This window comes from Flectobacillus roseus (assembly GCF_030056595.1).
GTDB classification, from domain to species: Bacteria; Bacteroidota; Bacteroidia; order Cytophagales; family Spirosomataceae; genus Flectobacillus; species Flectobacillus roseus.
Genome location: NZ_JASHIF010000011.1, coordinates 76,896 through 102,801, shown reverse-complemented (window position 1 = coordinate 102,801; position 25,906 = coordinate 76,896). Strand labels below are relative to the sequence as shown.

At 37.2% G+C, this 25,906-nt stretch carries 20 protein-coding genes; 6 read left to right on the top strand and 14 right to left on the bottom strand.

The window, feature by feature from the left end; all coding sequences use genetic code 11:
- Positions 1–268: 268 nt before the first annotated feature.
- Both QM524_RS14515 and QM524_RS14510 read left to right on the top strand, forming a co-directional pair.
- On the top strand, positions 269–3,640 hold the full coding sequence (locus QM524_RS14515; protein WP_283345134.1) for a ThuA domain-containing protein: 3,372 nt from the start codon (positions 269–271) through the stop codon (positions 3,638–3,640).
- A gap of 321 nt (positions 3,641–3,961) precedes the next feature.
- On the top strand, positions 3,962–4,816 hold the full coding sequence (locus QM524_RS14510) for a LytTR family DNA-binding domain-containing protein (RefSeq protein ID WP_283345133.1): 855 nt from the start codon (positions 3,962–3,964) through the stop codon (positions 4,814–4,816).
- A gap of 107 nt (positions 4,817–4,923) precedes the next feature.
- On the opposite strand, the gene QM524_RS14505 is transcribed toward QM524_RS14510, so the two are convergent.
- The 9 genes from QM524_RS14505 to QM524_RS14465 all read right to left on the bottom strand — a co-directional run bounded on the left by QM524_RS14505 (position 4,924) and on the right by QM524_RS14465 (position 12,252).
- Positions 4,924–5,601, bottom strand: coding sequence for a hypothetical protein (locus QM524_RS14505; protein WP_283345132.1), 678 nt, complete (start codon positions 5,599–5,601; stop codon positions 4,924–4,926).
- A 122-nt stretch (positions 5,602–5,723) separates the two neighbouring features.
- Positions 5,724–6,524: an NAD(P)-binding domain-containing protein gene (locus QM524_RS14500; protein ID WP_283345131.1), complete on the bottom strand. Its 801-nt coding sequence runs from the start codon at positions 6,522–6,524 to the stop codon at positions 5,724–5,726.
- Positions 6,525–6,535: 11 nt separating this feature from the next.
- Complete coding sequence (gene nadD, locus QM524_RS14495) at positions 6,536–7,108, bottom strand: nicotinate (nicotinamide) nucleotide adenylyltransferase (RefSeq protein WP_283345130.1); 573 nt, start codon at positions 7,106–7,108, stop codon at positions 6,536–6,538.
- 77 nt (positions 7,109–7,185) lie between these two features.
- Positions 7,186–7,755 carry a guanylate kinase gene (gene gmk / locus QM524_RS14490; RefSeq protein WP_095166243.1) on the bottom strand — a complete coding sequence of 190 codons (570 nt, stop codon included), beginning with the start codon at positions 7,753–7,755 and terminating at the stop codon, positions 7,186–7,188.
- 448 nt (positions 7,756–8,203) lie between these two features.
- Positions 8,204–8,410, bottom strand: coding sequence for a phosphohydrolase (locus QM524_RS14485; RefSeq protein WP_141234852.1), 207 nt, complete (start codon positions 8,408–8,410; stop codon positions 8,204–8,206).
- Positions 8,411–8,665: 255 nt separating this feature from the next.
- Positions 8,666–9,286 carry a sigma-70 family RNA polymerase sigma factor gene (locus QM524_RS14480; RefSeq protein ID WP_095166239.1) on the bottom strand — a complete coding sequence of 207 codons (621 nt, stop codon included), beginning with the start codon at positions 9,284–9,286 and terminating at the stop codon, positions 8,666–8,668.
- Positions 9,287–9,579: 293 nt separating this feature from the next.
- Positions 9,580–10,086: a hypothetical protein gene (locus tag QM524_RS14475; protein WP_095166237.1), complete on the bottom strand. Its 507-nt coding sequence runs from the start codon at positions 10,084–10,086 to the stop codon at positions 9,580–9,582.
- Positions 10,087–10,133: 47 nt separating this feature from the next.
- The gene (gene mreC, locus QM524_RS14470) at positions 10,134–11,009 is read right to left on the bottom strand and encodes a rod shape-determining protein MreC (RefSeq protein WP_095166235.1); all 876 of its coding nucleotides are present in this window, start codon (positions 11,007–11,009) and stop codon (positions 10,134–10,136) included.
- Positions 11,010–11,226: 217 nt separating this feature from the next.
- Positions 11,227–12,252 (bottom strand): rod shape-determining protein, encoded by a 1,026-nt coding sequence (locus QM524_RS14465; protein WP_095166233.1) that lies wholly within the window; start codon positions 12,250–12,252, stop codon positions 11,227–11,229.
- A gap of 611 nt (positions 12,253–12,863) precedes the next feature.
- Between QM524_RS14465 and QM524_RS14460 the strand changes: the two genes are divergently transcribed.
- Positions 12,864–14,024, top strand: a complete 1,161-nt coding sequence (locus QM524_RS14460; RefSeq protein WP_283345129.1) for an acyl-CoA dehydrogenase — start codon at positions 12,864–12,866, stop codon at positions 14,022–14,024.
- Between the two features lie 436 nt (positions 14,025–14,460).
- Positions 14,461–15,387, top strand: coding sequence for a helix-turn-helix domain-containing protein (locus QM524_RS14455; RefSeq protein WP_095166228.1), 927 nt, complete (start codon positions 14,461–14,463; stop codon positions 15,385–15,387).
- An 89-nt stretch (positions 15,388–15,476) separates the two neighbouring features.
- On the opposite strand, the gene QM524_RS14450 is transcribed toward QM524_RS14455, so the two are convergent.
- The 5 genes from QM524_RS14450 to QM524_RS14430 all read right to left on the bottom strand — a co-directional run bounded on the left by QM524_RS14450 (position 15,477) and on the right by QM524_RS14430 (position 21,716).
- Entirely contained in the window at positions 15,477–17,720 is a 2,244-nt protein-coding gene (locus QM524_RS14450) for a TonB-dependent receptor (protein WP_283345128.1), read from the bottom strand.
- A 153-nt stretch (positions 17,721–17,873) separates the two neighbouring features.
- Complete coding sequence (locus tag QM524_RS14445; protein WP_283345127.1) at positions 17,874–18,164, bottom strand: peptidase associated/transthyretin-like domain-containing protein; 291 nt, start codon at positions 18,162–18,164, stop codon at positions 17,874–17,876.
- Positions 18,148–18,945 carry a GLPGLI family protein gene (locus tag QM524_RS14440; protein ID WP_283345126.1) on the bottom strand — a complete coding sequence of 266 codons (798 nt, stop codon included), beginning with the start codon at positions 18,943–18,945 and terminating at the stop codon, positions 18,148–18,150. Before QM524_RS14440 ends, QM524_RS14445 begins: the two co-directional genes overlap by 17 nt.
- A gap of 84 nt (positions 18,946–19,029) precedes the next feature.
- Complete coding sequence (locus QM524_RS14435) at positions 19,030–19,818, bottom strand: GLPGLI family protein (protein WP_283345125.1); 789 nt, start codon at positions 19,816–19,818, stop codon at positions 19,030–19,032.
- A gap of 128 nt (positions 19,819–19,946) precedes the next feature.
- Positions 19,947–21,716 (bottom strand): pseudouridine synthase, encoded by a 1,770-nt coding sequence (locus QM524_RS14430; protein ID WP_283345124.1) that lies wholly within the window; start codon positions 21,714–21,716, stop codon positions 19,947–19,949.
- Positions 21,717–22,329: 613 nt separating this feature from the next.
- Here QM524_RS14430 and QM524_RS14425 point away from each other — a divergent pair.
- Positions 22,330–24,324 (top strand): OmpA family protein, encoded by a 1,995-nt coding sequence (locus QM524_RS14425; protein WP_283345123.1) that lies wholly within the window; start codon positions 22,330–22,332, stop codon positions 24,322–24,324.
- A gap of 141 nt (positions 24,325–24,465) precedes the next feature.
- A complete protein-coding gene (locus QM524_RS14420) occupies positions 24,466–25,803 on the top strand; it encodes a dihydroorotase (protein WP_283345122.1) in 1,338 nt (445 codons plus the stop codon).
- The last annotated feature ends 103 nt before the right edge of the window (positions 25,804–25,906 follow it).

Below are 25,906 nucleotides of genomic sequence, written 5' to 3'. Positions count from 1 at the left end.
TAACACCTTGTCCGCTAAAGATATTGAAGTGAATTAATTTTTGAAGTCCTTTGTATCAAAGCACTAACCGCAAATTTAGTCTTTTCTAACACAACTCAACTACCCTTATAACATCTAAAAACTATCCTAATTCAACTTTTTTTAATTATATTCAGCTACAATTACAGAACAGTATAGAACACAAGCAGTTTTTTGGTTAATTTTGATATTATTCAAAAACGTATTTATCTATATTGGTTTCTTTCAAACTATCCAATTACAATTTATTATGAAAAAATTAAGGCTCGCCTTAATGGCTCTCTTCTCTTTAGCCATTCTCTCTCTAAAGGCACAGACCTCCAATCCTTTGCAGGGCAAAAAAGTACTAGTGTTTTCCAAAACTGCTGGTTTTCGCCATAGTTCAATTCCTTATGGCATTAAGGGGATGCAAGATCTTGGTCAGAAATACGGCTTTGGCGTAGATACTACCGAAAATGCATCAAAGTTCACGGAAGACAATCTTAAAAAGTATGCAGTTGTCATCTTTATGAGTACTACAGGCGATGTGCTCAACCCTGCCCAACAAATTGCCTTCGAGCGCTATATCCAAGCAGGCGGCGGTTTTATGGGAGTGCATGCGGCATCAGACACCGAATACGACTGGCCTTGGTATGGTAAGTTAGTTGGTGGGTATTTTAATGGTCACCCTGGCAAAAATGTATCGAATGTTCAGATGGGTAAATTTACGGTAACCGATAAAAACCATATCTCGACAGGTACTTTGCCTACGACTTTTGAAAGAAAAGATGAATTCTATGACTTTAAAGAGTTTAACAAAGACGTTAAAGTGCTAATTACGGTAGACGAAAACTCTTACAAAGAAGGTAAAATGGGTGATTTTCACCCTATGTCTTGGTATCATGAATATGACGGTGGACGTGCATTTTATACTAACTGGGGACATACACACGAGACTTTCTCAGACGAAATTCCGATGACTCATATTTGGGGTGGCTTGCAATGGGCTGCTTCTGGTTCGGCATTAGACTACTCAAAAGCTCGTAGCGAATATGCTCCTGAAGAAAACCGTTTTACCAAAATTGTATTAGACAAAAACCTTGATGAGCCAACCGAATTGGCAGTTTTGGATAACGGTAAAGTGTTATTTACTGAAAGAAAAGGTTTATTAAAAGTATATAATCCTGTTACGAAAAAAACTAAAGTAGCAGCCGACTTGCGCGTATATTCAAAATTTGAATATGGTTTGATGGGCATAAATATTGACCCAAAATACAATCAAAACAAATGGATTTACTTGTTCTATAGTCCGTCTTATGAAGTTGCGGGTGCTGATACTGCCAACCGACTTTCTAGATTTGTTTATGACGATGTAAAAGATACACTGGTATTTGCTTCTGAAAAAACGTTGTTAAGAGTTCCAGTAAAACGTACCGATTGTTGTCACACTGGTGGCTCTATCGAATGGGACAATAAAGGTAATCTATATCTCTCGACTGGCGATGACACCAACCCATTTGCGTCAGAGGGCTTTGCTCCTATCGACAACCGTGCAGGTCGTGCAGGTTGGGATGCTCGTGCTACCTCATCAAATACTAACGATTTAAGAGGAAAAATCTTAAGAATTAAACCAACTGACGACGGTTCTTACACCATTCCAGAAGGTAACCTTTTCCCTGTAGGTACTGAAAAAGCTCGTCCTGAAATTTATGTAATGGGTAATCGTAACCCTTATCGTATTTCAGTAGATAAACACACTGGTTATTTGTATTGGGGAGAAGTTGGTCCAGATGCGGGTGAAAACTCAGACAAATACGGTCCTCGTGGTCATGATGAAGTAAACCAAGCTCGTAAAGCTGGTTATTTTGGTTGGCCTTTGTTTGTTGCTGACAACCGCGCTTATAATCAACGTAACTTTGAAGATAAGTCAACAGGTAGCAAGTTTGACCCACTGAAACCTATCAACGATTCTCCGCATAATACAGGTTTGAGAGAATTACCTCCAGCACAAAAAGCCTTTATTTACTATCCGTATGCAGACTCGCCAGAGTTTGGCCCTATTGTTGGTAAAGGCGGACGTAATGCCATGGGTGGCCCTGTGTACTATATCAATGATTATCAAAACTCGAATGTCAAGTTTCCGAAATACTTTGATGGAAAATTCTTTGCTTATGACTGGGCACGTGACTTTATCAATATCGTTACGATGAAACCAAACGGTGATTTTGTTTCGATGGAGCGCTTTATGCCAAATACGGTATTTAGTCACCCAATGGATATGCAATTTGCTAAAGATGGTGCTTTATATGTATTGGAATATGGTCAAAACTGGTTTGCTCAGAATGAAGATGCTCGTTTGTCTCGTATCGAATTCAATGCTGGCAACCGTAAGCCTGTAGTTCAAATTAGTGCTGATAAGGTAGCTGGCTCTGTGCCACTCAAAGTAAATTTCTCTTCTGTAGGTACAAAAGATTATGATGGCGATGTGCTTAGTTACGAATGGTCTTTTGGAAAAGGTGCACCAAAAAGTAAGCTAAACAACCCTAGTTTTACTTTTACAAAATCAGGTATTTATCAGGCTACACTCAAAGTAAAAGATGTAGCAGGTAATGTATCAGAGGCTTCTGTAGAAATTAAAGTAGGAAATGATATTCCGAAAGTAGCCTTGAACATCAAAGGCAATAAGTCATTCTATTGGAACGATGAGAAAGTAGCTTACGAAGTAAAAGTTGCTGACAAAGAAGATGGTTCTTTAGATAACAAAAAAATCAAAGCAGAAGATGTACAAGTAAATATCGACTATCTTGAAGGATTTGACAAAACCATTATTGCACAAGGTCACCAACAAAATATGAGTGTATTGTCAGGAAAACGCTTGATTGAATTGTCAGACTGTAAAGCTTGTCACTCAATCGATAAGAAATCTATTGGACCTGCGTATAAAGAAGTAGCCAAGAAATATAAAGGTGTTTTCCAAATCGAAGGTAAACTTTCTGACAAAATCATCAAAGGTGGTGGTGGCGTTTGGGGCGAACAAGCTATGGCTGCGCACCCACAAGTAAGCAAAGCAGATGCTACCGAAATGGTAAAATACATCTTGTCGTTGGCGGATGACAGCAAAGCAAGCAAGCCAGTAAAAGGTGAGTACCTAACGAAAGATACTGGCAAAGCTGGTACGTACATTTTCTCAGCTAGTTATACCGACAAAGGCGCAGGAAACCTTGGAGCTCAAAATGCTACCAAAACTGTTACCTTGAGAAGTGCCAAATTTAGAGCAACAAGCTATGACGTTCAAAAAGAAACTCAAAAGCTAAAAGTTGATGGTTTGGGTGAAATCGTAGCGGCTACTAAAAACCAAGGATATATTGGCTTCGAAAACATTGACCTTACAGGCTTAAAGGCTTTTGATGTGGCAGCTTTCGCTTCTGACGATCGTACTGTAGGTGGCAAAATCGAGTTACATATTGGCTCTCCTACAGGTAAAGTATTGAGTTCGGCTGAGGTAGGTAAAGGCAATACACAACCCGTAAAATTAGGTTTGGCAGATGCTACAGGTACACAAAACCTATATTTCGTTTTTGTAAATCCTGAAGCAAAAGACAAAGCTCTTTTCGCAGTTTCAGATATTACTGCGGTAAAATAAGAAATGTATTGAGGATTTTTAGCATATAAAAAGGCGGTCGAAACGAGTTTTTCGACCGCCTTTTTTAGATTTCAAATTTCTAAACGAAAAGCATTGCGTCTCTATCGTTAGAATATGGACTGTTAATCACTCATCCACTCAATCATAATTCACTAAATTGTTTTCTTCGTCCATATTTCAATAAATCTTGCGCTTTCTCTATTTTTGCTTGAGGTTGAATCTCCGTTTTGGTAATTTACCCTAAGTCGTAAAGCATTACGTCCCTACACAAAAATATTCAACTACTTATTCAGCATTCATTCCATTAATCAAAAAAAGCTAATGTTTAAAATACTCTCTCAGCCTTATCCACATAACGAAACGCCTCGAAAGAGTATAGTTTTATCTATTGCCACTGGTTTATTTATCGCCTCTTTTTTGAATTACTTTCAACCCTTTGGCTCTGCCAACTGGCACGACCCAAGCAAACCTTGGATATTGTCAGGTTTTGGATTGGTGAGTACCTTCATGATGTTGTTTAACTATTTTGTAGTTCCTCGCATCTTTTCGATCAGCTTTGCAAGCGAAAATTGGACTGTAGGAAAAGAAATGCTCTATGTTGCATTTAACCTATTTTCAATTGCTTGCGGCAATGTTGCCTATAGCGCTGCAACTCATTTGACAGATGTTCAAGTTGATGGTTATGTTGCCATGTTGATATACACCTTGGTTTTAGGCATATTCCCTGCCACTATGATAGTGCTTATCAATTACATTTATCACCTCAAAAAATACGCCCTAGCTCCTACCAATATCGTTGCACCTTCTACTACTCAAACAGAAGAGGAACTACTATTAAACTTGGTAGCCGAAAATGAAAAAGATAAAATCGTCGTTCCTGCTCCTCAGCTTCTTTACATCGAATCGAGTGATAACTATTGCACCGTATATTTTCTGGAAAATGAAGTGTTATGTAAAACGATACTCCGTAGTAGCCTAACAAGATTGGAGGGGCAAATTCCTGAAAATACCCATATTCTCAGATGTCACCGCTCCTTTATTGTAAATCTATCTCAAGTAGAAAAAATATCAGGAAATGCGCAAGGCTATCGCTTGCATTTAATCAATCAAAATGGACAAGTACCTGTAGCAAGAAAATATGCCTATTTGGTAGAGCAAATTAGGACTGGGCTTTAATTTAGTGATCTGTGATTGAGTGCATGAGTGATTAATATTCTAACACTACAGACGCAAAGCATTGCTTCTCTACCAGTAAAATTCAGATAATAATCACTCAATAGTTTTTATTCTATCACAGCTGTTCTAATTTCAATAGGTTGCTGTATATATGTAAGGCCTTTGAGTTTGAATTGTTGTGTGAGAGATGAAATAGGATTCAATTTAATATCCATACTATATTTTTGGTCAATCTGATCGTAAACTTGGTTTTCAATAGGAGTCTTAATCAAATCTGCTACCGCAGCAATTATTTCAGGAATACTCATATTAACTACAGATAACTCCGAACCATTGAACGACTTACTTTGAACCATTCCGGGCATCAGATTTTGGGTCACAAATGTTGCTAACTTCTTTGCATCATCTACCGAAAGTACCCATCTATCCTCTATCTTATTTTTATATCGTACTTTCTGGTTATATCTTTTCAACAACGAATCCATTAGCACCATTTTTCCATCTTCTAATAATAGCGAATCTGTGCACAAGATTACATTTACGTTTTCAGTCTTTACGATTACATCTTTAGGCTTTTCTAATGAAATTTTCTGCTCTGCCAACAGCATACGATAGACTTCAAATAAGTTGTAGTTTTTGAATTGTAAAAAACCACTTCCTTTGGCAATTCCAGAGGATAATTCGGGGTTTCCTGAGCTAATACTAATGGAGATACTTTGCCCAAACGCTTGATTGCCTAGGAGCCAACAACAAATGAAGAGAGAGATACCAATGTGTAGTTTCATGAATTTTAAATTAAGGTGAAATTTTATATAAATACTTTCTACCCTAATTTACCAATCATTTGCTTTATTCTCGACTTTTCATCGTTGTTTCGTAAATAGACTTATTTTACACAAACAACGTCCTAATACTTGTAATCCAAAGGATTCGCGTAACGAAACTCATATCCAGTCTTGTTGAGCAGTTTTGTAGCATCAATCACTTTATAAGGTACGGTTGTTTCTGGTTCAACAAAAATAGGCTCGGCAAAACCTAGCTCTGCACAATTTTTCAGATATACCTCTTTCCTGACAGGATGCTCTGGGGATACAACGTTGAAGGTTTCTCCAAATATTCCCTTTTCAATCACTGTTGTTACCACGCCAACCGCATCTTCCTGATGTACATAATTGACGGGAATAGCGCCTGTATTGATGGTTTTTCCTGCAAAATACTTCGCAGGAATACGCTCTTGTCCCATCAAGCCTCCACAACGTAAAATGGTTACGTTTTCTCCTAAAGCATTTTTCAATAAGTTTTCGACCTGAATCAAACTATGAGTTGGGATTACCTCGCTATCTTCTGTTGCAACTTGACCCAGATCAGGATATACCGAGGTCGATGAAATATAAACTACCTTCTGAATCGTTGATTTCTGAAGCGAGGGCAATATCCCTTCAATTTGTTCTACATGAAAAGAGTCGCCATATTTACCCGCTCTTGGCGGAATAGCAATTACCAATAAATCTGCCGCTAAAAAATCAGATAATATTGCTTCGTTGGCTTCAGGATTGAGCTGCAATACTACAGGCTGAATTCCTGCCTCAGACAAGGGAATAGTTTTGGCTTCGGAAGTCACCGAACCTACAACTTGATGACCTTTGGCTACAAGATTTTTCCCCAAAGGAAAACCTAACCAACCACATCCTAAAATCGCTATTTTCATCTTAGTACTATTTATAGATAAAACTTCTTTCTCTGAATATGCTCTTCTACGTCTTCGGGCACCATATATCTTATCGGCTGACCGTTTTTGATACAATCACGAATAAATGTGGCCGAAATATCCAACGATGGCGCTTTTACCAATTGGACATTAGGATGCTTTTCTAAGTCACTCGGTTCAGAGTTTGGTCTTGGATATACATACAAGCCAAAGTATTCAAGAATTTTATCTGCATTTTTCCAATTCGGGAATTGTGCCAGATTATCCCCACCGATAATTAGTTTGAACTCATAATTCGGATGTTTTTCTTGCAAGCGAATCAAGGTATCAATGGTATAAGAAGGCTTTGGCATCGAAAACTCGATATTCGATACGCGAAAAAGTGGATTATCTTGAATAGCTTTCTCGACCATATCCAAACGGTCGAACTCATGCAAAAGCGATTTATTTTTCTTGAAAGGATTTTGTGGCGAAACTATAAACCATACTTGGTCGAGGTCGGTAGTAGTAGCCATCACATTGGCAACAATCAAGTGTCCCACATGAATGGGATTGAAAGAACCAAAAAACAAGCCTATTTTCATTCGAATAGATATCAAAACAAAAGGGTTGCTAGCAAATCAATAATTTGATTTACCAACAACCCTTTTGTGCGTTATAATTATTTTGTAAAATCGTCAAAAAGCTTTTGTGCTTTTGCTACGGCTTCATCCAAATTGTCGTTCAACAATACTACGTCAAATTGGTCTTGGAAAGACATTTCGAAGTTCATTTTAAAAACTCTTTTCGAGATAGAATCTTCAGAGTCAGTACCACGTTCGCGAAGTCTTTTTTCTAGTTCTTCTACGCTAGGTACTTTCACAAAAATTGACAGCGCGCGTTCCTGATAGTACTCTTTCAACTTTACGCCACCACGTACATCCACATCAAAAATCACATGCTTTCCTTCTGACCACAATCTTTCGATTTCTGATTTGAGTGTACCATAATAAGCGCCCGGATATACCTCTTCCCATTCTACGAATTCTTGTTGAACAATTTTTTGTTTGAATTCATCGGGTGTCATAAAGTAATAATCCTTTCCATTTTCTTCGTTACGACCACGTTTGTCACGAGTACATGCCGAAATAGAAAAACCCAAGTTAGAGTTATTAGCCAAAAGGTGCTTTACGATGGTTGTTTTACCAGAACCAGACGGAGCCGAAAAAATGATAAGTTTGCCGTTTTCCAATGCTTAAAAATTTTAGGGAATAAAAGATTGGTATTGTGATTTTATAAAACGCTTCTTAGAGTATGATTAAAATTTTATAAGTCATTAAAAATAAAAAAATTGTATTTATTTTTATGAAATCCTGTTGTTTGAGCCGCAGGCGAGTTTAGGATTTCTTGACTTTCTTTTGTTACTTTTCTTGTGTCAAGACAAGAAAAGTAAGGTGTGGCGAAGGGAAATTTTGTTTTTCCGATAAAAGCCAAATAAAATTTTCAAACATACTCTTACTAAAGAGAAAAGTTGTATTTCACGCACCAATTATTTTTCAAAAATACTCATTATTTGTTGATAAGACAAAGCGCCTCTGAAGGACAAGCTGAGTGCCCCAAAAGCAAAAGGTTATTAAGTCGTATCCAAATACTAGGACAACCTAATAACCTTTCAAAAGCTCTGCTTAGTGTTTGTTATTTTACAAGCCGCTTATTTTTTTCTTGATACAATCAATCAAAGAAGTAGGCACGCATTTCTTTTCTATTCTTAATTGCATGGCGTCTTTGATACATTTCTCTAATTCATAGCCATTCTCGCATGGCAAGCATTTTGCCATGTTATTTTTGAATTGAGCCATTTGCTCCTCTGTCGCCTGTCCATCTACAATGAGTTGAACAAGTTTCATACATTCGCCCTCATGTTCGCAATGAGTCTTCTTTTGTTGGGGAGTCCCTTGCACCTTCTCAGCCTCGGAAATCATGTCTTTATAGAATTAAGCAGTTAACTTGGTTATTTTCTAATGAATCTATTTGTCAAAGCAAACGATAAACTTTTTGTATTTTGATATAAATCAAGTAGTTATTGAACAGAGTGACAAAAAAAAAAATTCCAGTTTTGTAAAAAAGTTTTTCATTACTGATTTATGTCACCTATCGGATAGCTAATTTTCTGCCAAAGTGTCAGCATTGACATCATATCCTAAATTTTTGGCATAACTTTTCAGTTTCTCTTTGAGGAGCATACGAGCACGGTGTAAGCGTGAGCGTACAGTACCAATAGGAATATCTAGGATTTTGGCCATTTCTTCATACGTAAATCCTTCGATGTCGCAGAGGATAATTACTGTTCTAAAATCTACAGGAAGCGAGTTGAGCGCATTGGCTATTTCGTCTCCAATCAAGTCTTGGACAGTTTCGGCACGTAAATCTACCGTTTGAGTAGTTTCAGCATCTTCCTCCGAGTTGTAGGTTGTTTCTACATCTTGGTAATCTACTTTTGAAGGTTCTTTCGATTTCTTTCTGAAATCGTTGATAAAGCTATTCTTCAGGATTCTGAACAACCAAGCTTTGGCATTAGTTCCTTCTTCAAAAGAATTGATAAAGCGAAAGGCTTTTAAGTAGGTATCTTGCACAAGATCATTGGCATCGTCCTCATCGTTGGTAAGACGAAACGCAAAGTTGTACATAGAATCTATATGGGGCATAAACTCCTTTTCGAAAACTCTATGTTTTTCAGTTTCCGAATAGGTTTGGAGAGTTGGGATTTCTTCTTGCTCTGACATAGCTGATGATGAGTCTCTTTTTTAAAAACACATTATCCAATCGTTCGACAGAGTACAGCTCTACTACATTCACTATCTCGTTGACTCTGTCTCTAAATTCTCAAACGCTTGAATACTATCATGTACAAACAATCTGCCAAGAATGATTTTTATCAATTTTATGACAAAAAGGCATAACTGGCATTCTTCATTGTAAAGCTCTCTCCAATCAATAAAGCAGGAGTAATATGGAAGTAAAGCTCTACCGACGACTCGCGAAATCCAAACAAACAACTGTTTTTCAAGATATTCCTTTATTCTTTTCTGAAAAATTGCAGAATAACAATAACAGTGTTAGTGAAAATAATACTAGCTAAGACTTTGAGTATCACCTGAAAGAACAAGCCCCAATCAGATGCCTCTAACATGAACAAAACAAAGTGGTGAATCAGCGTAAGAATACCTAAGTAAGAAATAAACCAACCAAAGCCCATCGAACGCAACGTGAGTACTTGACGTTCGTCATATCCTCTTTGGGGCGTTAATAAGGTAATGATTGACGGTCGCAAATACGCAATCAATGTTGTTGCGGCCGCATTAGCACCAGTGGTATTATAAAATATATCTACAAACAAACCTGCTACAAACCCTAGAATTACCAATTGCAAACGGCTCGTTTCAAATGGTAATAACAATACAGCTGCTACATAAGCAAAGCAAAATGCATAATCAAAGAAAACTAGCTGTCGTACAAAAAACACTTGTAGCAACAAGTAGAATATAAAAGTTAAAACTTCTGGGATAATATTTCGAAGAGTCATTTACTTGGTTCTTAATTTTCGATGAGAGTGGGTGGCTCCTTTTCTACTTATGGTTTAGTTGTTTGTGGCGCCTTTGAAGTCTGAGGAGTTTTATTCTCAGGAGTTTCTTCTAATTGCTTCACTTCCTTCTCCAACCTATTCTTGATTACGTAAACATACGAGAGCGTGTTGAAATTGGTTGCTACTTTCAACTGAATATCGTGAAAAGTCATATCTTTTTTGACACCAACTTTGGTCACATATCCAATCGCAATATCTGCTGGGAATACATAATTGTAATCAGAAGTTACAATGGTATCTCGTTGTTTAACTAATTTATAGCGAGATACATCGGTCATTTCCAAAAGCTCAGGATTTTTCCCGTCCCACTTTACCGAACCAATTTCGTTATTTCGTCTAATCTTGGCTGACATGGTATATTCGGAGTGTAATACCGAAATTACACGTGACATATGTTCTGAGCAGGATTTGATTTTACCAACAACACCTGTCGAAGAAATCACCCCCATACCAGGAGCCAAGCCATCGGCAGTACCTTTGTCGATGGTGATATAGTTATTGAACTGATTGGTTGTCAACTCCGTTACCTTAGCAACGATTGGCTGAAAACGAGCAGCTACGATAGAGTCTGCTTTATAATTTACCTTGGGCTGTACCAATTGCTGTGCTTGAAGCTTCAACACCGTTTCCCGCAACTGCTTATTTTCCATAGCCAAATCTTGATTGACATTACGGAGATTATAAAATTCAGCGATGGAATTGGACGTTTCGAGAGCTTTGGCTGCGTAGTAATTAGTCGTATTGAAAAAAACAGCGTTGGGGTAATTATTATATGAATAAAACATCCACAAACTCAGTACTTCCAAAAGTACGAACACAATAAAAGCTCGTTGCTTTGAAATGAACTGGAATAGTCTATACATTTCTTTTTGAAGAGTAAGGGGTTTAGTGAGTTAGCTTTGAGCTATCAGCTTTTAGCATTCGGCAGTTAAATTCTTTTGATTGCTGATTTCTAAAAGTTCAAAACTATAAATAAACATATTGCAACAAATGGGTATTTTTCTATTGCTCTATAACAAAAAAGTGAATGAGAAATTGAGCTAAGCTATTTCCCATTCACTTTATCCTAAATCGTGATGATTACGAAATTAGAATTGGCTTGTAGTGGTCGAGGTGTTTCAACACTTCACCTGTACCTCTTACAACCGCTCTTAATGGGTCATCGGCAATATGAATAGGAAGCTTGGTTTTGTTAGCAATACGTTTGTCCAAACCATGCAACAAAGCACCACCACCTGTCAAATGAATACCGTTATGGTAAATATCTGCCGAAAGCTCTGGAGGAGATACTTCTAGTGCTTTCATTACTGCTTCTTCAATTTTGGAAATAGATTTATCCAAAGAATAAGCAATCTCAGAATACGTTACTTTAATTTCTTTTGGAATACCAGTCATCAAGTCACGACCACGAATTTCGTAATCTGCTGGAGGATTTTCTAATTCTGGCAATGCCGATCCAACTTCAATTTTGATTAACTCCGCCGAACGCTCACCAATCAATAAGTTGTGCTCACGACGCATATAATCTACAATATCACGTGTGAATACATCACCCGCAATACGCACAGAAGCCTCACAAACAATACCAGAAAGGGCAATTACTGCAATTTCAGTAGTACCACCACCGATGTCAACAATCATTGAACCATTTGGTTGCTCAATGTCGATACCGATACCGATTGCCGCAGCGATAGGCTCGTGAACCATATACACCTCTTTGGCACCTGCATGCTCACAAGAGTCTTTTACAGCACGTTTTTCTACCTCGGTAATACCCGATGGAATACAAACAACCATACGATGAGAAGGTGTGAAAAAACGACTACCAGTATCAATCATCTTGATCATACCACGAATCATCAATTCGGCAGCCGTAAAGTCTGCAATTACACCATCCTTCAAAGGACGAATTGTTTTAATATTTTCATTGGTTTTTTCGTGCATCTGCATCGCTTTGTTACCAATCGCTAATACTTTGTTGGTAGCTTTATCTAAAGCGATGATTGAAGGCTCGTCAACCACAATTTTATCTTTATGAATGATAAGGGTATTAGCCGTACCCAAGTCAATAGCAATGTCGGATGTAAGGAAACTAAATAATCCCATTTTATTAGTTCTTCTTGGCTTGTTTTAAAATCTTTAAACTCTACTATACTTTTAAAATCAATTAGTGGTAATACACTTAGGTTTATAGCTTGGTATAATACACCCGATTTGTCTCTATTACAAATTCACTCACGCAATGTCGCTACATCGAGTAATTACGCCCTCGCTCCTTTCCTAGTGTCTTATAGCTCGATTTTCTTGCCTATATTGATAACGCACTTGGATTTGTTATCAATGCTAGAATGTCATATCGCCACAAAATCCTCAATAACTACTCGTTTTTCTGCAAGTTATCGAAAAGTTTAGACTATCACAAACTCTCTTATACGACCATTTTCTTGTAAAAGTGCAAAATTAGAGAGAAAGTTGGAGATTTTGCCCTTCTATTTCAAAAAAATCTATCGGAAATTTTTTTTTCGAAAAAATAGTATGCATGCATACCTTTTACTATATTTGAATCATTATATCTAAGGTATTAAAAGTACCAAATGTTAATTAATATCTACACTCTTATATTACAGATAATCAAGCTATAATAACAAACGGTAGGTTGAGTCTTGATGGTATTACCGTTCAATCAATTGATCATCAATTAAACTTTATTTTAAACTATGACGACAGCATTAAATGGACTAAATTTTCAGTTTACAGAAGAACATTTGGCCGTACAACAAGCCGCTAGAGACTTTGCTCAAACAGAGCTTCTATCTGGTGTAATTGAGCGTGATGAAAAGGAGTTTTTTCCAGAGGAATTGGTCAGAAAAATGGGCGAAATGGGTTTCCTCGGAATGATGGTTTCGCCAGAATATGGTGGTGGTGGTATGGATACCGTTTCGTACGTACTGGCTATGGAAGAATTATCCAAAATTGATGCCTCTGCCTCGGTAATGGTATCAGTTAATAACTCCCTAGTTTGCTATGGACTGGAAGCTTTTGGCACAGAAGAACAAAAACAAAAATATTTAGTTCCGCTAGCCTCAGGGCAACATATCGGAGCTTTTGCCTTATCCGAACCCGAAGCTGGTTCGGATGCGACCTCTCAGCATACTACTGCCGAAGATATGGGCGATTATTATCTGCTCAATGGTACCAAAAACTGGATTACCAATGGCGGTCGTGCCAATACCTATCTGGTCATCGCACAAACCCACCCCGAAAAAGGACATAGAGGCATCAATTGTCTTATCGTGGAAAAAGGCATGGAAGGTTTTCAGATTGGAAAGAAAGAAAATAAATTAGGAATTCGTGGGTCAGATACGCACTCTCTCATGTTTACAGATGTGAAGGTTCCTAAAGAAAACCGCATTGGACCCGATGGTTTTGGGTTCAAATTTGCGATGTCTACGCTCAATGGAGGTCGTATTGGTATTGCAGCGCAAGCCTTAGGGATTGCTTCAGGAGCGTATGAATTGGCTTTGCAATATTCTAAAGAGCGTAAAACATTTGGTAAACCTATTGCTGAGCACCAAGCTATTCAATTTAAGCTTGCCGAAATGGCAACACAAATCGATGCTGCAAGATTTTTATGTTTAAGAGCCGCTTTGGACAAAGACAACCACCAAGACTATGTTAAGTCGGCGGCTATGGCCAAACTCTATGCTTCGCAAGTAGCAATGGACACGACCGTAGAAGCGGTACAGATACATGGAGGTTACGGATTTGTGAAAGAGTTTCATGTTGAACGCCTCATGCGTGATGCCAAAATCACACAGATTTATGAAGGCACTTCCGAAATTCAGAAAATTGTAATTGCCAGGGAATTATTAAAGTAACATATTACAGGTTTCGTAAAGTTGTTTAAAAAAATTTGAGTCAAATTTTCAAGCCGTTGGGTCACTTAGTCAGAACCCAACGGCTTTTTTTGTACTTTTTTTATAAAGATTACATTAATCTCAGACCCTAAATTGCTTTTAGCGTAAAAACACCTCTTTTTAGTGATTTTAGGCTCAAAATCTTTACTTTTTTTGCCGATTATCTTGAAAAAACACAAAAACTATGAAATATTCAAATATTTTCAATACTCAATTAACCTATCAAAAAAGCACCTTCTTAGGATATTACAATAATAATCAGCCTAGTATGGAGAATTTATGCAAAAAAAATCCTGATACTTTTTTTATTTATATTTTGGAATTTTAATGCGATTTATTAGTTTTGTCCTAAATTTATCTATCATTGTTTTCAATTTATAGAAAATAAGCCGCAGAAATGGAAGATTATAATAAAATCATAGAGTCCCTTGGTGTTAAGTTCATCAAGTCTCGTAACATTAGAATATTACAACCAATCAGAATCAAGAACTTTTACGACGTAGAAAACACACTCTTGATTTTGTACAACGGTGAGGTATCATTTGGTGAAGAAGCTGTTCATGCAGAGGTTGGCGATATGCTCTTTATCCCAGGTGGAAAGATGCTGTCATTAACTTATGGTAATGCAGACAAACCTAAGATTGTATCTAACGAAGAGTTCATGACTCATCGTGAATTATACTTTGAGCCAAATCTTGAACCAGCTAGAATTGGTCAAGTAGAAAACTCTTTTGGCTTAGTAGCTTTCGAAGCAAAAGTATTTGATTCGGTAAACTTCTTTACTTCATTAGACATTCCTCCTTTCTTGATCAAGAGAGACGACAAGTTGGCTCACATGATCAACGAAATCTTGAAAGAAGATATGTGTGATGTATTAGGTAAAGGTCGTGTAATCAAGATAAAGACAGAAGAAATCGTTATCGAGATTATTCGTTACATCATCAAAAACCGTTTGTTTGTTGAGCAATTAGCCACTAACAGTACTTACTTCAAAGACCCACGTTTGATAGACATCTTTGCTTATATCAAAGACAATATCGGTGGCGACTTGTCGAACAAAGTATTGGCAAACGTAGCAAACGTATCAGAAGATTACGTAGGACAGTATTTCAAAATGTTGACGGGTATCAACCCTCAAGATTATATCGAATACCAACGTATGGAAGCTGCTGTAGGTTTATTGCGTACATCTAAAAAGTCGATTCGTGCTATTGGCGCTGAGGTAGGTTATAAAGATACCGCTTACTTCTGTCGTCGTTTCAAGATGATGTTTGGTATCCCTGCAGGAAAGATGCGTCGTCGCGAATCATTAATGAACTTGTAATTTCAAGTTTTGTCGGCTTATACGGTACAAGATTTCACTTTCAAAATTATATAAGAGCCTCTGATTTTATCAGGGGCTTTTTCTTTGTCCTAGAATCGCAACTCCGCTTTTAGCATTACATATCTTGGCTGAAGCCTAAATGTGGTCTGGGTAAAACTAATATCAGTCAATGTGTAGTTACTGAAGTTTTGAGTATTTAACAAGTTATTACCTGCTAAAGAAAGAGTAATTTTATTCTCTTTGACAATGTATCGGACATCAAAATCCATAAAATAATAGGTATTGCGTGCTTGAGCTAGATTTCCAAAATAATAGCGTTCTGCTTGTAACTGTAAATTACATCGGTCATTCAACACCAACGATATGTCGACGAAGGACAGATTATTAGTAAAAGAATTAGCCGTGTTAGTATTAACTCGAAATTGAGTGGAAGTCCATTTCGAACCTACATGATAATTAAACTTTCCTTTGAATCCTGAACGCAATTCAAAACCGTATTCTACCATCTGATTGTTGATTTCTCTCAACTCTTGAGCGTTAACACGATTTTGAAAGCTTGACTTTGTAGCCCCAAAAACCATTTTCAAATTAGTGTTAATAGCCGTTAGATAACGATCTATATTGGAGGATAACGACCAATAAACCCGATTCTTGATAAGTATTTTTTCAGAAATAACGGCATTCGATGTAACAATCGAACTACTGCTTACAAAGTCATAGTTCTTGACATAGGCTAAAAAGATATTTGCAAAAAACTTATCAGACCAGTTTCCGAGCGTATATTGTACAATAGCATTGGAAGCATTCAACTGATTAAATTCTCCAAGCCCTTTGCTAAAAGAACGAAAATCGGTTTGAATATATCCTTTATATATGTCTGCCGTCTCCAAATTGGTAGTAGAGTAGGTGTACGAGGACAATACTTTATGACTCTCGTTGATTTTCCAGTCCAATCCTATTTTAGGTACTACAAAAGATGAAGTTTGAGACGTGGCAGTCGTATATCTCAAACTATTGGATAGGTGATGTAGGTCTAGTTGTGTTACTAAGTAAATTTGTTTGATTTTAAAACGATTTTTAGAAGATAGATATACGTCTGTAGATGTATATGTCAAATCATTTTGAAAAGCCTGAGGTTTAGTAAACATTTCCTGTTCATCATTACCAAGCTGAAAACTTGAACTCAATTGGTCTGTTCTTCTTTGTCCGCCCAATTTTAACTCCCATAGATTTCCTTGAGTTTTTTTTGACATAATATGGGCTTCGATACCCATAAACTTCATCCTATTTTTACTGAGTTGGTTGGTAAAACTCACTTTGTCATCAAAAATATCTGAAAATCTAAAGGGATTGATATGATAAGTTTGCGGAGTGGTTTCATCAATATATCGTCCTGTTAAAAGCAATACTTTATTTTCTTTCCACTTGTGAGTAAGCACAGCTTTTTGGTCTAGAAGCTCATTATTACTCTGTAGGTTCTCGTTGAAAGTAGCAGCATTAAAAGTCAAATTGCTTTGATTCAGTTCATCTGTATGATTTATTTTACCCGTATATTCCAAAGTCATAGATTTTGATATATCATAGGTAAAATCCAGTTTACCAAATCCTGTTATAGGTCTTTTGTTGGCAATTACCTTTTCTGTATTTTGAAAAGATAGATTTCCAATCTTAAAAACTTGTATCGCATCCTTATAATATTCGGTCTTATCCAGATTAAAAAAACCTAATGTTTTAACTTTTACTTTGTCGGAAAGTGTAAAAATGCTGTTGAGAGAAATCATCTTTACATTATTGAGCACCGTTCTTTTCTTGGAAAGATTGGGTAATTCATTATTAACATTGATGAGTTGAATGGCCTTTTGTGTATCTCCTAAACTTGAAGGCTCGTCTATCCTGAAAGGTCTAATTAGATGGCTAATATCTCCCGTAGCATCACGCCCAATATTATTAAGGTTAGTAATAAAATAGTACTTATTCTTTTTTCCGAAATTCATTAAATTACCTCTAATTTCATGTCGAATTTCTGATTGTGGCGCTAATCCTAGCAATAGATTACCAAACCAAACTCGCTTGGCATCCTCTTTAAGCGTAAGGTTAAGGGCTACTTTGTCGCTATTCTCAATTCCTTTTAGGTGCTTATTATTGGAATAGTTTTGGTAGAGAATTACTTTATCGATTGGGTTTACAGGCATATTTTTCGTGAGAATTTTATAGCCCTTTTCAAACAAATCATCCCCATCAATCATGACTTTCTCTACTTCTTGATTACCAATTTTGATTGTACCATCAGACTGAACATTGAGTCCTGGTATTTTTTTTAGTAAATCCTCCACGACTTGTTCATTCCCTTGAGTAAAAGATTTTGCATCAAATACGACTGTATCTTTTTTGACAGTTATTGGTCTTCGTGTTTGAATGACAACTTCTTTGAGTTCGGTGACTTTAGGAGTTAAGACGATATTCTTTTTAATGTTTGATGTATTACTTTATATAACAATTTTTATAGACTGAGCTTCATACGACAATGAGGATACGTTTAAATTAAATACACCTTTCAATGATGTTTTTAATTCAAAGTATCCTTCATTTTTTGTATTTGTATAGGCGATGATTTTACCATTTTCATCTTTCAAAACTACACTGGCATAAACTCCTTTTGAGGTTTCTGTATTGCTAACATATCCCTCAATGACAGTTTGAGCGTATAGAGTGTTACTAATCAACAATTTCAGCAAAAAGAGGTAAACTCGAATGAGTGCTTTATTGGTCAAATTCACTTTCGATTGGGCTAAGTTTAATATCACTAGGTTTTAGGTTCAAATTCATTCCTCTAGGGAATTTTGATTTAATCGAATTGATATAGACTTCCTTATAATTTTTTCGATAGCGCTTATATTCCTCAAAACTATAATTAGCTTCGGTACCATTATTCAATTTCATGGGCTCGTCGTTAGCTTCAATATTGACCTTCAATTCTTTTGCTACCGCATAAAACTCCATATTGGCATCATAAGCTTCGAGTATTAGACCCGGAAGTCCAAATAGTTTCCATGGTCCTGTTGGGATAGGTATTTCTTCCGCAAACCAAGCGGTATAGCTTCTTCCTCTAAATTGGCAATTAGCTTTTTTACAGACATATTCTCCTATTTTTTTTGTCTCATCGCTAAGATTCCAAGGTAACGCTACCCATTGATCTGAAACTATGATTGGTGCCATAAATTTGGAGCCCACTTCTCTGAATACAATACTCTCTTTTTTGAAGTCTCTAACCACATAGCTTCCGATTTCATCAGCATTAAATACCTTTACAGCAATTCTATCTGCTTCTTGAGTAACCTTGTTTTCAGGTTTTTGGAAGTCACTTCGCTGTGTTACAAAAAACGAAAGTTCATTATCTGCGATTAAATAGGAATACATCTCATACGACATTTTTCCATTATCGGGGACATGATAACTATAAACTACTTTTACTTTACTTTTTTGGGCTTGTGTAAAAGAGGAAAATAACGCTATTAATATCAATGTTGATAGCAAGCTTATTTTTATTGAAGGTTTCATAAATATGATATCTTTATTAGGTGTCGATAAAGGCAGAAGGTTATTCGGATTATAGCCCAAAAAGCATTGTAATGTAAACATTAATTACTTTTCCCATTCGTAAACTGTTTCGTCCTGATACTTTCTTCCGTCCTGATTTTTAGAACCTTGTTGCATTGCGTTTGCTAAGTTTCTAGGTAATCTAGCTTGTATTTTTTTAAATAAGTAATCTCCAAAATTATCTCTAAAATCTACGTATTCTTTAAGAGTTTTAGTTTCTGGGGCAGTAGGTTTAGTAATAGAAAAAGTACAATTGTCAGGATACTCAATACTTGTCATTGTCATCTTAAATATTCCTTTTTGATCTTCGGCTTGAAGAATTAGTCCTGGTAATCCAAATAGTTTCCATGGTCCATAAGGTAGAGGAACTTGTTCCGTAAACCAAGCTGTGTAAGTTCGACCTCTAAAGGTGCCAATCGCTTTTTGACAGGTAAAGCTTCCGATTTTTAGTGTATCATCTTTAATATCCCAAGTAATATCTATCCAATTATCTTGGTAGGTAAATGCTTCGAAAAATTTACCCATTTTTACTTCTCTTGCTACAATTTCTTTCGTATTAAAATTTCGATAGACAACTATTCCCTGTTCATCTGATGATTCAAGATTTAGGCTAACAGATTGCCCTTCTGAAGCTACTCTATTATCTGCTGTTTCGTTAATGCCTAATTTGTTTCGGACAAAATAAGTAGACGTGTCATTAAAATAAAGAGTTGATTTTCTCTCGTGTCGGGCATTGCTATTAATAATAATATTATACTCCACATGTCCACAGGATTGAGAAAAAGAGAAATGCGCTAATAGTAGTAATAAAATCAATTGTAGGTGTTTCTTCATAAGTGTAAATGTATTTATCGTAAAAGCCCAAAGACATAATTGGACAATAGGTATTGAGAGCACTAATAAAATAAAAAAGCGCCTAATTAAAAATAACTAGGCGCTTTTTTTCTGAGTCTTATTGTAAACTACACAAAATATTTCAACTTGATGACTTCTTGTTCTGTCAAGAATCTCCAAGTACCTCTTGGTAAGTCTTTTTTGCTTAAGGTTGCAAATGTAGTACGGTCAAGTTTTAGTACTTCATAACCCAATGATTCGAAAATTCTTCTTACAATACGGTTACGTCCTGAGTGAATTTGAATACCTACTACCATGTTATCTGGTGTTACAATTGCCAATTCATCAGCTTTGATTTCTCCATCTTCCAAGGTAACACCTTTCAAAATCGCATCAAAGTGTTCGGTTGTAAGTGGCTTATCCAACTCAACTTGATACACTTTTGTAATTTCATTTGATGGGTGAGTCAATTTGTCAGCCAACTCACCATCGTTTGTCAACAACAACAAGCCTGTAGTGTTTCTGTCCAAACGACCTACTGGATAAATACGCTCTTGGCAAGCATTAGATACCAAATCCATCACCGTTTTGCGTTCATTTGGGTCTTCGGTAGTTGTGATAAAGTCTTTCGGCTTATTCAACAACAGATATACCATTTTCTCACGGCTCAACTTACGGTTACCATATTTTACAATATCACCGTGTTTTACCTGATAACCCATTTCTGTTACAACCTTTCCGTTGATTTTGATTTCGCCAGCTTTGATCAAATCATCAGCTTCACGTCTTGAGCATACACCTGCGTTAGCAATATAACGGTTCAAACGAACTAAAGATGAAGAGCTTTCACTTTTCTCAATTTGCTTTTGAACTTTCTTTGGTGCTGTTTCTTTGTATTTATCTAAACGGTAGGTTGGCGTCCATTTATCTGATTCTTCTTGTGGGCGGTGTGCTTTGAAGAGGTTTTTTTTTCCTCCAAAGTTTGCTTTTGCCGAACCATAAGTTTTTTCAGATCTCTCCGTTCTTGGTTTTCTTTCCGAACCTTCTTCTCTGCGCTCGTTACGTGGAGCATCTTTGTCAAATCTTGGACGGAATTCACGCTTTTCGCCATCAAATCCACCTTCACGACGTGGACGTGAGTCTTCGCGGTTGAAGTCACGTTTTTCGAAGCCACGACCTTTATCTTCAAATCTTGGACGGAATTCACGTTTCTCACCATCGAATCCACCTTCACGACGTGGACGTGAGTCTTCACGGTTGAAGTCACGTTTTTCGAAGCCACGACCTTTATCTTCAAATCTTGGACGGAATTCACGCTTTTCGCCATCAAATCCGCCTTCACGACGTGGACCTCGTGAGTCTTCACGGTTGAAGTCACGTTTTTCGAAGCCACGACCTTTATCTTCAAATCTTGGACGGAGTTCACGCTTTTCGACATTGAAGCCACCTTCACGACGTGGACGTGAGTCGTCACGGTTGAAGTCACGTTTTTCAAAGCCACGACCTTTATCTTCAAATTTTGGACGGAATTCACGCTTTTCGCCATTGAAGCCGCCTTCACGACGTGGACCACGTGAGTCTTCACGGTTGAAGTCACGCTTTTCAAAGCCACGACCTTTATCTTCAAATTTTGGACGGAATTCACGCTTTTCGCCATTGAAGCCACCTTCACGACGTGGACGTGAGTCGTCACGATTAAAATCTTTTTTCTCGAAATTTGGTTTGAAATCTTTGCGGGCAGGACGCGACTCGTTTGAGTCAAATGATTTTTTATCTGAGTAGCGCTCGTTTTTAGCAGGAGCTTCACCTCTTAATTCACGTTTTAATTCTTCTCTTCTCGTACGTGACTGTTCTCTTCTTTCAGGACTAAATTCTTCTTTTTGAATTCTCTTTCTCATCTTTTTGATTTGTTAAAAAATTGCAACATCACTGCTGTAATCAAATTATTAAACTTCTTTCTGTTTAATAATAAAAATAAAAGGCCATAGCCTTGTAACCTACTGACTATTAGAACACTTATCATTCTAACTATTAAACTCGGGGTGCAAAGGTACAATATTTTTTATGATAAATCCCAACTTTTGAAAGTACAATTTTTTATATTTTTCAAAAACCCCTATTTTACTCATTCTGAAAGGTTTAACAATAAGTATATTACATAAGTACAATCATTTTCAGCTAAAATTCGTTTAATAAACGGTCAAAGTACCTAAATTCGTAAATGGTTAGGTTTGTCTTGTTATAATATTGTTGAAAAACAATATGGTGGTCGTCTAGCTCTTTACTTATTAAGTGAAACTCACGGTCTTAGCATAAATGTAGTTTCTTGTCTAAGAGGAATATAGTTGTATCCTAAAAACTTTTCCTTTTTCTACATAAGTTGTCAACGATTTTTGCTTGGATTGTGTCTTTACCAAAAATAAGTCTGTAAGAAATAAACAAAAAGTTTAAAATTCTTTTCTAATTTAAGTGGCCTAAAGCCTATCGCCGTTACAAAAAATCTATTTCTATATGCAAAAACTTCGTACCTCAATATACTTATTGTCCACAGTATTGATGCTCGGGAGCTGTAACTCGGCTTTACAGTCGTTTAAGAAAGGACAGAAAAAGTTTGAAAACGGAGAATATGAATTGGCAATCAAAGAGTTTCAAAAATCGAGCTCTGCCAATTACGAAACTGCCAAATCCGCATTTTTGATTGCTGAGTCATATCGTCTTTCTAACCGCATGCTTCAGGCAGGCGAATATTATGAGAAAGCCTTGACTGCTGGTAGTCGTGAAAACGATATTCGTTTCCATTTAGCTTACGCCCAAAAAGCACAAGGCAAATATGAGGATGCTGCCAAAAACCTTGAGAAGTATCTTTCGGGCGTGCCTAGCAAGGAGTTCAAAAACAAAGCTATTGCTGAGTTGGATATGCTCCCTGAGGTTTTGGCGCTTGCCAACAAAAAGACTTTCATCGAGATTCAACCTGTAAGTATCAACTCATCTGGCTCAGAATTTTCTCCTATTTTGATTGATAAGGATTTGATTTTTACGGCTTCTCGTAAAGAATTGACTTACAAAAACAATGGCTTACCCTATCTTGGGCTTTATCGTGCTTCACTCAATAGCCCAACCGAGGTAGGAACGCCTCGTTTGTTTAGTACAAATATTTTCAAAGACAACGCCAACGAAGGTACTCCAGCCTTTACCCGAGATGGGAAAACAATGGTTTTTGCCCGTGGTAATACAGGAAAACGTTCTGACCAATCGCCTGATGTGGACTTGTATATCTCTAAACTAAATGATGGCGTTTGGAGTGAACCAGAGTTAATTTCGGTATCTGACTCATTGGCTTGGGATGGTAGCCCTTCGTTTTCTAATGATGGTCGTACCTTGTATTTCAGCTCAAACCGTGCAGGTGGTAAGGGTGGATTAGATTTGTACAGAGCCAATATTGACAATGCAGGTCGTTTTGGGCGTGCGATCAATATGGGCGCTGATATCAATACGGCTGGTGACGAGATGTTTCCTTATGTGTCGGGCGATGGAAAGTTGTATTTTGCTTCTGACGGACACCCAGGCTTAGGTGGTCTGGATTTGTATATGGCTACTCGTAAAAATGGAGAAATTCAAGTTGAGCATTTGGGCTTGCCCCTCAACTCTCGATTTGATGACTTTGGACTTGTAGCAATAGATTCTACAAAAGGATATTTTGCCTCAAATCGTGATAGTGGTAAAGGAGATGACGATATTTACTATTATGAAAACACGCAGCCGGGCAAGAAGTACCAAGAAACTCCTCCTGTTATTGTACAAAAAGATCCAGCTAAGAAAACGATTCGTTACTTTTTGGCAGGTATCGTAAGCAATGTAAAAAATGAAGGACTAGACTCTGTGCGTGTGGCTATTTTGGACAACGAAAGTCAACAAGCATTAGAAGAAGTTTTTACAAAAGCTGATGGTAGTTTTGGTAAAATTAGAGTTGAAGCAGGAAAATCGTATACACTTGTCACAGATAAGAAAGGTTATTTTATCAAGCGTGAGCCTTTTACCATGATTGGAAAGGATGTTCCTTTAGAAAAACTTACAAAGGCCGAAAACGATACGACTTATTATGTAAATATCTCTCTTGATAAGCCAGAAGTTGGTATAGAAATTACGAAGCTTTTTCATATTGCACCCATTTATTACGACCTCGACAAATCGAATATTCGTAATGATGCGAGTGTAGAACTAGACAAAATCGTTCAGATTTTACAAGATAATCCAAACATTAAATTAGAATTAGGTTCGCATACCGACTCACGCGCTTCGACAGATTATAACCAAAAATTAAGTCAACGCCGTGCCGATTCTGCGGTTGAGTATATTATTTCAAAAGGTATCTCACGTACACGTATCGTTGCCAAAGGTTATGGCGAATCTCAGTTGGTTAACAAATGTGCCGACGGCGTAGAGTGTACCGAAGAAGAACACCAAATGAACCGTCGTACAGAGTTTAAGGTATTGGAAGTGAAATAGGTATTGCTCTTTGCCAAAACAAAGCAAAGTTTGGCATTAGACTGAAGTTAGATTTTGAGTTTTTTCAAAAAAAATTAGCAAGGAGTTATGAGTTATGGGTAATTTTGTTGCCACACTCATAACTCCTTAATTTTTTCCTCCATGAGCTCTATTCTAATCCTCAATGCTCAAGTTGTCAACGAAGGCAAAATTCAAGTTGCTGACATTTTAGTAAAAGATGGTTTTATCGACCAAATTGGCACTAATTTAAGCGGAATCTCAGCCGACAAAACCATTGATGCGACAGGCAAATACCTCTTACCAGGTGTAATCGACGACCAAGTGCACTTCCGTGAGCCAGGTCTTACACACAAAGCATGTATTCATTCTGAGGCTCGTGCAGGTGTGGCGGGTGGCGTAACCACTTTTATGGAAATGCCTAATACCGTTCCGAATGCCCTTACTCAAGAGTTACTTCAAGACAAATACGACATTGCTGCTCGTACCTCTTTGGCGAACTATTCTTTTTATATGGGTGCTTCAAACGACAATATCGAGGAAGTTCTCAAAACTAATATTCAAAATATTTGTGGTATCAAAGTTTTCATGGGTTCATCAACAGGAAATATGTTGGTAGATAATGAGAAAACGCTAACAAATATTTTCTCGAATAGCCCAACTTTAATTGCTACGCACTGCGAAGATGAGGCTACTGTTCGTGCAAATTCGGCGCTTTACAAGGAGAAATACGGAGATAATCCACATCCAAGAGTTCATCCAGAAATCCGTAATGTGGAAGCTTGTATAAAATCGTCTTCGATGGCGATTGAGTTGGCTCAACAACATGGTGCTCGTTTGCATATTCTTCACATCACAACAGGTGAAGAAACGCATCTATTCCGTAATGATATTCCATTAAAAGACAAGAAAATTACTTCGGAGGTTTGTGTTCACCACCTTTGGTTTGACGCTCATGATTATGAAACATTGGGCAACCAAATCAAATGTAATCCTGCCGTAAAAGCTGACGGTCATAAACAACAATTGTTGGCAGCCTTGCTCGATGACCGCATCGACGTAATTGCAACCGACCACGCACCACATACTTGGGAAGAAAAACAAAACCCTTATTGGTCATCTCCTTCGGGCTTGCCATTGGTGCAACACCCATTACAATTGATGTTGGAGTTTTATAAAGACGGTAAAATCTCTTTAGAAAAAATCGCTGAGAAAATGTCGCATGCTGTAGCAGACTGTTTCCAAATCTCAAAAAGAGGTTACATCCGCGAAGGTTATTGGGCAGATTTAGTATTGGTAGACTTGAATGAGGAAGTAACAGTTTCGAAAGAAAATGTACTCTACCAATGTGGTTGGTCGCCCCTAGAAGGCACTACACTTCGTTCTAAAGTAACACATACCATTGTATCAGGGCACTTGGCTTACGAAAATGGAGCATTCGACGAAAGCAAAACAGGTCAAAGACTTTTATTTGAACGTTAGATTTAGTGAATTGTGATTGAGTGGTTGAGTGATTATTCTTCAAATCTACGGCCGTATATAAGTATGAATGCAAAGTAAGATTTAAGTTTTGTGTTTTAGTCAC

Coding starts and splice junctions, on each gene's coding strand:
- QM524_RS14500 (WP_283345131.1), bottom strand. CDS start 6,524: ATGAAAATAGCGATTTTAGGATGTGGTTGGTTAGGTTTTCCTTTGGGG.
- QM524_RS14435 (WP_283345125.1), bottom strand. CDS start 19,818: ATGAAGAAACACCTACAATTGATTTTATTACTACTATTAGCGCATTTC.
- QM524_RS14460 (WP_283345129.1), top strand. CDS start 12,864: ATGACGACAGCATTAAATGGACTAAATTTTCAGTTTACAGAAGAACAT.
- QM524_RS14420 (WP_283345122.1), top strand. CDS start 24,466: ATGAGCTCTATTCTAATCCTCAATGCTCAAGTTGTCAACGAAGGCAAA.
- QM524_RS14465 (WP_095166233.1), bottom strand. CDS start 12,252: ATGGGATTATTTAGTTTCCTTACATCCGACATTGCTATTGACTTGGGT.
- QM524_RS14440 (WP_283345126.1), bottom strand. CDS start 18,945: ATGAAACCTTCAATAAAAATAAGCTTGCTATCAACATTGATATTAATA.
- QM524_RS14475 (WP_095166237.1), bottom strand. CDS start 10,086: ATGACTCTTCGAAATATTATCCCAGAAGTTTTAACTTTTATATTCTAC.
- QM524_RS14455 (WP_095166228.1), top strand. CDS start 14,461: ATGGAAGATTATAATAAAATCATAGAGTCCCTTGGTGTTAAGTTCATC.
- QM524_RS14515 (WP_283345134.1), top strand. CDS start 269: ATGAAAAAATTAAGGCTCGCCTTAATGGCTCTCTTCTCTTTAGCCATT.
- QM524_RS14425 (WP_283345123.1), top strand. CDS start 22,330: ATGCAAAAACTTCGTACCTCAATATACTTATTGTCCACAGTATTGATG.
- QM524_RS14485 (WP_141234852.1), bottom strand. CDS start 8,410: ATGAAACTTGTTCAACTCATTGTAGATGGACAGGCGACAGAGGAGCAA.
- nadD (WP_283345130.1), bottom strand. CDS start 7,108: ATGAAAATAGGCTTGTTTTTTGGTTCTTTCAATCCCATTCATGTGGGA.
- QM524_RS14505 (WP_283345132.1), bottom strand. CDS start 5,601: ATGAAACTACACATTGGTATCTCTCTCTTCATTTGTTGTTGGCTCCTA.
- QM524_RS14430 (WP_283345124.1), bottom strand. CDS start 21,716: ATGAGAAAGAGAATTCAAAAAGAAGAATTTAGTCCTGAAAGAAGAGAA.
- QM524_RS14480 (WP_095166239.1), bottom strand. CDS start 9,286: ATGTCAGAGCAAGAAGAAATCCCAACTCTCCAAACCTATTCGGAAACT.
- QM524_RS14510 (WP_283345133.1), top strand. CDS start 3,962: ATGTTTAAAATACTCTCTCAGCCTTATCCACATAACGAAACGCCTCGA.
- mreC (WP_095166235.1), bottom strand. CDS start 11,009: ATGTATAGACTATTCCAGTTCATTTCAAAGCAACGAGCTTTTATTGTG.